Source organism: Myxococcus sp. AB025B, assembly GCF_006518215.1.
GTDB lineage: Bacteria > Myxococcota > Myxococcia > Myxococcales > Myxococcaceae > Myxococcus > Myxococcus fulvus.
Map to the genome: position 1 here is coordinate 1 of NZ_SRLW01000361.1, position 8,985 is coordinate 8,985.

At 70.8% G+C, this 8,985-nt stretch carries 7 protein-coding genes; 3 read left to right on the forward strand and 4 right to left on the reverse strand.

Annotated elements, in window-relative coordinates:
- Window positions 1-187: 187 nt before the first annotated feature.
- Complete coding sequence (locus FL311_RS37570; RefSeq protein WP_074956160.1) at window positions 188-562, forward strand: DUF488 domain-containing protein; 375 nt, start codon at window positions 188-190, stop codon at window positions 560-562.
- An 87-nt stretch (window positions 563-649) separates the two neighbouring features.
- Here FL311_RS37570 and FL311_RS37575 read toward each other — a convergent pair whose 3' ends face one another.
- The 3 genes from FL311_RS37575 to FL311_RS37585 form a co-directional block, all read right to left on the reverse strand.
- A complete protein-coding gene (locus FL311_RS37575) occupies window positions 650-3,796 on the reverse strand; it encodes an efflux RND transporter permease subunit (protein ID WP_141332490.1) in 3,147 nt (1,048 codons plus the stop codon).
- Window positions 3,797-3,872: 76 nt separating this feature from the next.
- The gene (locus tag FL311_RS37580; RefSeq protein ID WP_141332491.1) at window positions 3,873-4,991 is read right to left on the reverse strand and encodes an efflux RND transporter periplasmic adaptor subunit; all 1,119 of its coding nucleotides are present in this window, start codon (window positions 4,989-4,991) and stop codon (window positions 3,873-3,875) included.
- A gap of 17 nt (window positions 4,992-5,008) precedes the next feature.
- The gene (locus FL311_RS37585) at window positions 5,009-6,385 is read right to left on the reverse strand and encodes a TolC family protein (RefSeq protein WP_141332486.1); all 1,377 of its coding nucleotides are present in this window, start codon (window positions 6,383-6,385) and stop codon (window positions 5,009-5,011) included.
- Window positions 6,386-6,528: 143 nt separating this feature from the next.
- Here FL311_RS37585 and FL311_RS37590 point away from each other — a divergent pair, with 143 nt between their 5' ends.
- Entirely contained in the window at window positions 6,529-6,951 is a 423-nt protein-coding gene (locus FL311_RS37590) for a MarR family winged helix-turn-helix transcriptional regulator (protein ID WP_267700192.1), read from the forward strand.
- 105 nt (window positions 6,952-7,056) lie between these two features.
- On the opposite strand, the gene FL311_RS37595 is transcribed toward FL311_RS37590, so the two are convergent.
- On the reverse strand, window positions 7,057-8,088 hold the full coding sequence (locus FL311_RS37595; RefSeq protein WP_141332488.1) for a cell envelope biogenesis protein TolA: 1,032 nt from the start codon (window positions 8,086-8,088) through the stop codon (window positions 7,057-7,059).
- A gap of 239 nt (window positions 8,089-8,327) precedes the next feature.
- Between FL311_RS37595 and FL311_RS37600 the strand changes: the two genes are divergently transcribed.
- The coding region (locus FL311_RS37600; RefSeq protein WP_141332489.1) for a 2-oxo acid dehydrogenase subunit E2 at window positions 8,328-8,985 on the forward strand (658 nt) is incomplete at its 3' end.

Consider the following 8,985-nt stretch of genomic DNA (forward strand, 5'->3'; position numbering starts at 1 on the left):
GCCGCTGCGTCATCTTCGCTGCGTGCTCTACCCCATAGCAGGGCGCGTGCCGTCCGAATGACCTCCGCTGATCCAAGTTTTTCCAAGCACTTGCACCGCACCCCCAGCAAGTGAGTCACGCGGTCCAGTAAGAAGTCCGGTGCCGTCCTTCCGGAATACCGAAAGCACGCCACCGCGTTGACCCTGAATGCCCATCAAGACCCGTCGCTGGTGTGTCCCTGGCGAGCCCGATGACGGCTGGAGAGTCCTCATCTGCCGCTACAGGCCCCGCGGCCTCCCCAAGGCCAAGGAGACCTGGGACGAGTGGCGCCGCGAGCTCGCCCCCAGCCCCGACCTCTTCGACGCCTTCTATGGAAAGGGCCAGACGCCCATCACCCTGGACGCCTATCGCGCCCGCTATCTCGAAGAGATGCAGTCCCAGCGTGAAATCATCACGTCACTGGCCAGGCGTGTGGACGCGGGCGAAACCGTGACGCTCCTCTGCTCCAAGGACTGCATCCTGGAGCCGGTGTGTCACCGCACCATTCTCGCCGAGCTCATCCAGTCCGCCCGAGGCACCTGAACCCTCACCTCCCCGGACACGACTCCGCCGGCGCGGTGAAGGAGCCTGGTCGCTCCCTCACCGGCCGGCGGGCCGTACCGCCAACCTTCAGGGCGCGTGAGCCGGCGCCGGCAGCTCGTCCTCCGACGCGTCACGCCGGGACGTCTCGCCGCGCACCTTCTGCATCAGCACGTAGAGGCCCGGGATGAAGATGAGGTTCACGATGGTGGACACCAGCATGCCGCCGAACACCGCGGTGCCCAGCGAGTTGCGCGCCGCCGCGCCCGCGCCCTGCGCCAGCATCAGCGGCACCACGCCCAACAAGAACGCAATCGACGTCATCAGGATGGGACGCAGCCGCACCTCGGCGGCCTCGACCACCGCGTCCAGCGCGCTCTTGCCCTGCTCGCGCAGTTGCTCGGCGAACTCCACGATGAGAATCGCGTTCTTGCTGGCCAGGCCCACCAGCATCACCAGGCCCACCTGGCAGAACACGTCGTTGGCGTAGCCCCGGAGCAGCTGCAGCGCGACCGCGCCCATGATGGCCAGCGGCACCGACAGGATGATGACGAACGGCAGGCTGAAGCTCTCGTACTGCGCCGCCAGCACCAGGAACACGAACAGGATGCCCAGGCCGAAGATGATGAGCGTCTGACCCCCGCTCTCCTTCTGCTCCAGGCTGATGCCCGTCCACTCCGCCGCCATGCCCTGCGGCAGGTTCTGCGCCGCCAGCGCCTCCATCGCCTCGATGGCCTGACCGGAGGACACCCCCGGCGCGGGCTGGCCGTTGATCTCCGCCGAGCGGAACAGGTTGTAGTGCCGGATGACCTGCGCGGACACCGTGGGCGTCACCTTCACCAGCGACTCGAGCGGAATCATGTCCCCGCTGTCGCTGCGCACGTAGAACGCGCCGATGTCCTGCGGGCTGTCGCGGAACTGCTGCTCGGCCTGTGTGTACACGCGGTAGGTGCGGTTGGCGTAGTTGAAGTCGTTGACGTACTGGCTGCCCATGTAGACCTGCATCGTCCCGAAGATCTGCTCGATGGGCACCCCGAGCGCCTTGGCCTTCTGCCGGTCCACGTCCACGTCCAACAGCGGCGTGTTCGCGTTGAACGCCGTGAACACGCCGCGAAGCTGTCCGCCCTCGTTGCCCTTGTTCACCAGGTCATCCGTGGCCGAGGCCAATTCGTCCAGCGTGCGCGAGCCCGCCACGTCCTCCACGATGAACTGGAAGCCGCCCACGCTGCCCACGCCGCGAATCGCCGGCGGCTGGAAGGGCAGCACGCGCGCCCCGCCGATGCGGCTCAACGGACCGCGCAGCCGCTCCACCAGCGCCGCCACGGTGCTGTCCTTGCCGGGGCGCTCCTCCCACGGCTTCAAGCTGCTGAAGACGGTCGCCATGTTGGCGCCGGAGCCCTGCATGGAGAAGCCGCCGATGGCGAACATCGCGCGCACCTCAGGCTGCGCCTTGAGGATCTCCTCCACCTGCACCAGCACCTTCTCCGTCTGCGCCAGCGACATGCCCTCCGGTCCCTGCACGGAGATGATGACGTAGCCCTGGTCCTCGTCCGGGATGAAGCCCGTGGGCGCCACCTTGAACAGCACCACCGTGGCGCCGATGCAGGCGAGGAACGCCAGGAGCACCAGCACCGGGTGGCGGAGCATGGCGCGCAGGCCCCGGCCGTACGCCGCCTTCGTCGCGTCCAGCACCTTGTCCACCCAGCGGAAGAACACCCACTTCTCCCCGTGGTGGTGCTTGAGCATGCGCGCGCTCAGGGCGGGCGTCAGCGTCAGCGCGCAGAAGGTGGACAGCGCCACCGACGCGGCGATGGTCAGCGCGAACTGGCGGTAGATGGCGCCCGTGGTGCCCGGGAAGAGCGCCACCGGCACGAACACCGCCACCAGCACCACCGAGATGGCGATGACGGCGCCGGACACCTCCTTCATGCCCTCGCGCGCCGCCTGTCTGGGTGACAACCCCCGCTCGGCCATCAGCCGCTCGATGTTCTCGATGACGACGATGGCGTCGTCGACCACGAGGCCCGTGGCCAGCGTGAGGCCGAACAGGGTGAGCGTGTTGATGGAGAAGCCCAACAGTTGCACGAAGGCGAACGTGCCCACCAGCGAGACGGGCAGGGTGAAGGCGGTGATGAGCACGCTTCGCCACCCGTGCAGGAACAGGAAGATGACGAGGATGACCAGGATGATGGCTTCCACCAGCGTCTGGAGCACCTCGTGGATGGAGGCGCGCACCGCCAGCGTGGTGTCCGTGCCCGTCAGGTACTCCATGCCCGGGGGGAACTGCTCGGACAGCCGGTCCAGCTCCCGGTACACGCCGTCGCGCACGTCCAGGGCGTTGGCGGTGGGGAGCTGGAAGATGCCCAGGCCCACGCCCACGCGGCCGTTGAAGCGCAGGATGGTGCCGTAGTTCTCCGCGCCCAGCTCCACCCGGCCCACGTCCTTCACGCGCACCGCCTTGCCGCTCGGGTCGCGCATCAGGACGATTTCACCGAACTCCGCCGGCTCCACCAGCCGGCCGCGCGCGCGCACCGCAATCTGGTACGGCTGCTCCTCGGTGGAGGGCGGCTGGCCCACCTGGCCCGCGGCCACCTGGAGGTTCTGCTCTTGAAGCGCGCGCGTCACGTCCATGGGCGTGAGCTTGCGGCGCGCCAGCTCCGTGGGGTCCAGCCACACGCGCATGGAGAACTTGCGCTCGCCGAAGATGCGCACGTCGCCCACGCCGCGCACGCGCTTGATGGCGTCCTTGAGATTCACGTCCGCGTAGTTGGAGAGGAACTGCGCGTCGTAGCGGTTGTCCGGGCTGGACAGGGCCACCGTCATCAGCATCTGGCTGGAGGCCTTGTTGACCACGATGCCCGTCTGGTTCACCTGCGAGGGCAGGCGCGAGGCGGCGCGGCTGACGCGGTTCTGCACGTCGACGGCGGCGACCTCGATGTCGCGCGTGGGCTCGAAGGTGACGGTGATTTGACTGGTGCCGTCGTTGCCGCTGGTGGAGGTGATGTAGCGCATGCCCTCCACGCCATTGAGCTCCTGCTCGATGGGGATGGTGACGGCGCTCTCCACCACCTCGGCGCTGGCGCCCACGTACGTGGACGTCACCGTCACCTGCGGTGGTGCCAGGTCCGGGTACTGGGAGATGGGCAGGGTGGGGATGGCAATCAAGCCCACCAGCGTCAGCAGGATGGAGCAGACGATGGCGAAGACGGGTCTGCGGATGAAGAAGTCGACGAACACGGCGTTCAAGCCCTCGAAATCATGGTGGGGGCCGGGCCTCGCGGCGTGCCGTCCGAGGCCCGGTCCATCCAGCGCTTCAGCGGCTGCCCGCCGTCGCCGCGCCCGCGCCCGTGCTCGGGGCGCTGTCCGCGGACTTCACCTTCACGGCCATCCCGTCACGCAGGGCCTGCAGCGAGGACACCGCCACGCGGTCCCCCTGCTTCAGCCCGTTCTCGATGACGTAGGCCATCTCCCCCAGCGCGCCCAACGTAATCGGGCGGCGCTCCACCACCGTCTTGCCGTCCTTCTCCTGCACCACCATGGCGAAGGGCTGGCCGCTCAGGCGCACCACCGCGAGCGCGGGAATCTGCAGCGCGTCCCGCTTCGCGTAGACGATGCGCGAGCGCACCAGCTCGCTGGGGCGCAGCCCCACCGTGTTCTGGAACGCGGCCTTCACCTCCACCAGCTGCGTGCGCGGGTCCGCCTGCGGCGCGACGAAGAACAGGGGGCTGGTGAGCAGCACCTTGCCCTGCGCGTCCAGGACCTCCAGCTGCGTGTCCGGCTTGAGCGCGCGCGCCCGCTCCGAAGGCAGCGACACGCTGACCTCCAGCACGTCCGCCTGGGCGATGGTCGTCAGGGGCGTGGTGGCGCCCACGAAGTCGCCCAGGCGCACCAGCACGTCGCCCACCGTGCCCGCGAAGGGCGCGCGCACGGCGTGGAACTGCAGCTGCACCTGGCGCTGCGCCACCTGCGCCGCCGCCGAGCGCGCCGCGGCCTCCGAGGCCTCCAGCTGCGCGCGGCCCTGCTCCAGCTCCTGCGCGCTGGCGAGGCCCTCCTTGTAGAGCGCCTCCGTGCGCGCGAAGGTGCGCCTGGCCAGCTCGCGGTTGATGTTCGCGGAGCTCTGCTGCGCCTGCGCGCTGTCGAGCGCGGCCGTCTCCGTGCGCGAGTCGACCTCCAGCAGCGTCGCGCCCGCCTCCACCTTCTGGCCGGGCTTCACGTGGATGCGGCGGATGTAGCCGGCCACCTGGGGCAGCACGGTGATGTTCTGCCGCGACAAGAGCGAGCCCAGGTACTCACCCGTGTCCCGCACCTCGCTGGGCGACAAGGTCAGCACCTGCACCTCGCGGGGCGGAGGCGCGGCGGGCGCCGCGGACTTGCCCGAGCACCCCGCCGCCATCAACAGGGCCGTGCTCCACACCGTCATCTTCAGCGCCATCAGGGGGCGCACCCGTCTCACCAGTCGCACCGGGCCTCCGTCAAGAATGCGTCCAGGCGCGCCTGGACCGCCTCGAATTCACGCAGCGCCAGGGCCAGCTCCGCCTGGCGCAGGGCCGCTCCGCTCTGCACCAGCTCCAAGCTGCTGCCGCGGCCCACTTCAAAGGAACGTCGCGTCAGCCGGTCCGTGCGGTCCGCCAGCTCGCGCGCCTCGCTCGCCGTCTTCACCAGCGCGTCGGCCACCTCGACGCTGCGCCGGGCCTGCGCCACCTCGACGGACACGTCGCGGCGATTGCCCTCCAGCGTCTCGGCCGCCTGGCGCTCGATGCCCGTGCGCTCGCGCACCAGGCCCCCGCGCAGGCCACCCTCCCAGAGGGGCACGGCGATGACGGCGGAGATGGTCCACGTGGAGAAGCGGCCGAAGCCCGGGTCCGTCGTCACGCCGTTCAGGTTGGAGGCCAGGCCCAGCGTGGGCAGGTAGCCCGCGGACGCCTGACGCCGGCTGTCGCGCGCGGAGTCCACCTGCGCCTTCGCGGCGACCAGGTCCGGACGGGACTCCAAGTCCTGGAGCGGCGTGCATGCCTGGCGCGCCTCCTCCATCAGCCCGTTGAGGTTGAAGGAGGGGTCCACGCCCACCGCGTGGCCGAAGCCCAGCGCGATGCCGAGCGCCTCGCGCGCCCGCCGCAGCTGCTCGTCACCGGCCACGAGCGACCCGCGCGCCAGCGCCACGTCCTGGTTCACCCGCACCACGTCCAGCTGGTTGCTCGCGCCCAGGTCGAACGAGCGCGTCGTCAGCGCGGCGCGCTCCAGCGCCTGGAGCAGGCCCACGCGGTTGAGCTCCGCGGCGCGCTCGGCGGCCACGGTGGCCACCAGCGTGCGGGCGAGGCCCAGCGTGAGGCGGCGCCGGGTGTCCTGGAGGCTCGCCACCGCGCCCCGCTCGGCGGCGGACGCGGCGGAGAGGTTGCGCCACGCGCCCACGTCCACCAGCGACTGCGTCAGCGACGCCGTCAGCGTGCCCAGGATGGGCGCGGTGGGCGTGCGGCCGTCCAGCGCCGGGGAGGGGAAGACACCCACGGCGGTGTCCGGGTTGAGCAGGTCGTGGGCCGCCGTCGCCCGGGCGCTCGCGTTGGGCAGGAGCGACGCCAGGGCCTGACGCCAGCGGCCCTCGGCGCGCTGCACGCCCGCCTCGGCGGAGCGCAGGTTGGTGGAGCGCTCCCGGACGAGCGTCAGGGCCTCATCCCAGGTGCGCACCTGCTGCTGGGCGGGAGGAACGGGGGCCAGCATCGGGTCCTCCACCTTCGTCTGGAAGGGCTGGGGCGGAGGGACGGAAGGGCTCGACTCGGGCGACGTCGCGGTCGCGACGAGCGCCAGGAGGATGACGGTGGGGGCGGACATACCAAGGGGGTAGGCAAGGGTGACGACAGGTGCGACTGGATTCCCCCCGTGCGGCCAGAGACGCCGAGCCGATGTAATTGACAACCATTGTAGGTGACAACTATTTCGGAAGTCAGATGACTTTCGCGGAGCAACTCGCTTCCTTGCGTCGTGCCATCCGCCGCCACCTCACCGAGAAGCTGGGTGCGCGGACGAACCGGCCGTTCAATCAACTGTTGGCGTTGAAGGGCATTTCCGAGGGCGCGCGGCGACAGGCGGCGCTGGCGGAGCGGCTGCTGGTGGACGCGCCCGCCGCGAGCCGGCTGGTGGACCGGTTGGAAGAGGACGGGCTGGTGCTGCGGCGCGCGGGAGAGGACCGGCGCTGCGTGCGGCTGGAGTTGACGGCCGCGGGTGAACGCGAGCTGTCCTTCCTGGTGGACGCGCTTCGGGAACTGGATGGTGAGCTGGGGGAATACCTGCCCGCCTCGGAGGTGACGGAGCTGCAGCGGCTGATGGGCAAGCTCCAGGAGGGGCTGGTGACGCGGCAGTCCGGCGACGGAGCGCCCCCGACGGACGGGTGTGAGTGACGCCTCGGCGCGCGCGGGGCTGTGTGAACGACGAAGGGCCCGGCCCACCGGAACGGATGTCCCGGAAGACCGAGCCCCTCGGGCTCGACAGGCGCGGCGCGGGGCTCAGGCCTGCTGCGCGGACTTGGCCTCGCCGTCGGCGGCGTGCGAGTCGGTGGCGGCGGGGGCCTCGGTGGCCTGCTGCTGGGCGGCGGCCTGGGCCTCGGACTCGGCGCGCACGCGCGAGGTCTCCTCGGTGCGCTGGTCGCTGGCGGCCATCTCCTCGGGGGTGAGCTCGGTGCGCTCGGCGAGGATGCCCGTCTTCTTCTCCAGGTCCTTGATGGCGCGGCGCATGAGGTCGCGCTCGAGCAGCGTCCGGTTCAGGCGCTTCTCCAGGGCCTTGTACTTGTCCTTCATCAGGTCCAGGTCGTGCTTCGTCACGGTGTAGACGCGCTGCTGCGTCTCCGCGCGGCCCTTGACCCGGCGCACTTCCTTCTCCAGCTCCACGGCGCGAGCGCGGTCCTTGTTGGCCGCCTGCTCCAGCCGGTCCATCTTCTCCTTGTCCGCCTCGCTCAGCTCGCGGATGACGCGGCGGGGCGTGCGGTCCTCGCGCGCGGCCTCGGCGGAGGGCACCACCGGCACGGCGGCGGCGACGACGGACTCACCCTCCTTGGCGGGGGCAGAAATCTGCGGCGCGGGGGCGGCGACGGGCGCGGGAGCCTGGGTCTCACGGCGGCGGCCCTTGCCCTCGGACTCGGCCTTCAGGCGCTGGTTCTCGGTGAGCACCTGCGCCAGCTCCAGGCGGGTCTGCTCCAGCTGGATGGAGGCGTTGCGCTCCACCTCGGCGCGGGCCTTGGCCAGGTCATTGGAACCCTTGTCGGACTCCTTCTGCTCGAAGACCTTGCGCTTGGTCTGCTTGAGCTGCTCCTTCACCTCCTGCAGCTGGACCCGCTGTTCGTCGAGCTCCTTCTGCTTGCGCTGCAGCTCCGCCTCGGCGCGAGCGCGCGCGGCCTTGTGGTCGGCCTCCAGCTCCACGCGGGGCGCGTTGGTGGAGGCAGAGGAGGACGACGGGAGCGCGGCCTGCTTCGCGCCGCCGAAGAGGTTGAAATACAGCGAGATGGCGAGCCCGACTGCCAGGGCGATGACCAGGAACGACACGGGACGACCTCCACGGGAGGGATCTGCAAAAAGCGGGGCAGCCTACCGTCCAGTACAGGCGCGTCAAGGGTGCGCTGGGGGCGTGCGCGGGGTTCACCGCCTCCCTGCCTCGTCCGTGCGCGGGGGACTGGTGGAAATCTCCACGAAGCCCGGCGTCCGGCCGGTCGGGGTCTTCCCCGCCCCGTCGCGAGCCGCGATGCTGCGCCGCCATCGATTTCCCCGTCGAGGACCCGCCTGACATGGCGCACCTGGAGCTGAGACCCAAGCCGCGCATCTCCAGCTTCCGCAAGCTGGCCCTCGGCAGCTGGGCGGCGCCGTATGACCCCACCGTCTACGGCTCGCTCACGGTCCGGATGGACCGGGCGCTGGCCTACATGGACGCCTTCCAGCGGGGCACGGGGACGCGGCTGACGGTGACGCACCTGGTGCTCAAGGCCCTGGCGGTGGCGCTGCGCCGCTGTCCCGACGCGAACGCGGTGCTGCGCTTCCACCGGCTCTACCTGCGCGAGCGCGCCACGGTGGCCGCGCTGCTGCGGGACACCTCGGGTGGGGAGGCGCGGTGGAGTGCGGTGCGGGTGGCGGACGCGGACCTCAAGGGCCTGCGGGACATCGCCGCGGAGCTGGAGGCGGGGCCGCGCGACGTGGCGGCGGCTTCGCGGGGGTGGCGCTGGGTGGAGCGGATGCCTGGGCCGCTGATGCGGGGCTTCACCCGGTGGGTGTCGTTCCTGGCGGTGACGCTCAACGTGGACTTGAGCCGCTTCGGGCTGCCCCGGGACGCGTTCGGCGCGGCCATCGTCACGGACGTGGGGGCGCTGGGGCTGGACGCGGCCTATCTGCCGCTGGTGCCCTTCACCCGGGCGGCGGTGTTCCTGGCGCCCGGCGCGGTGCGCGAGGTGG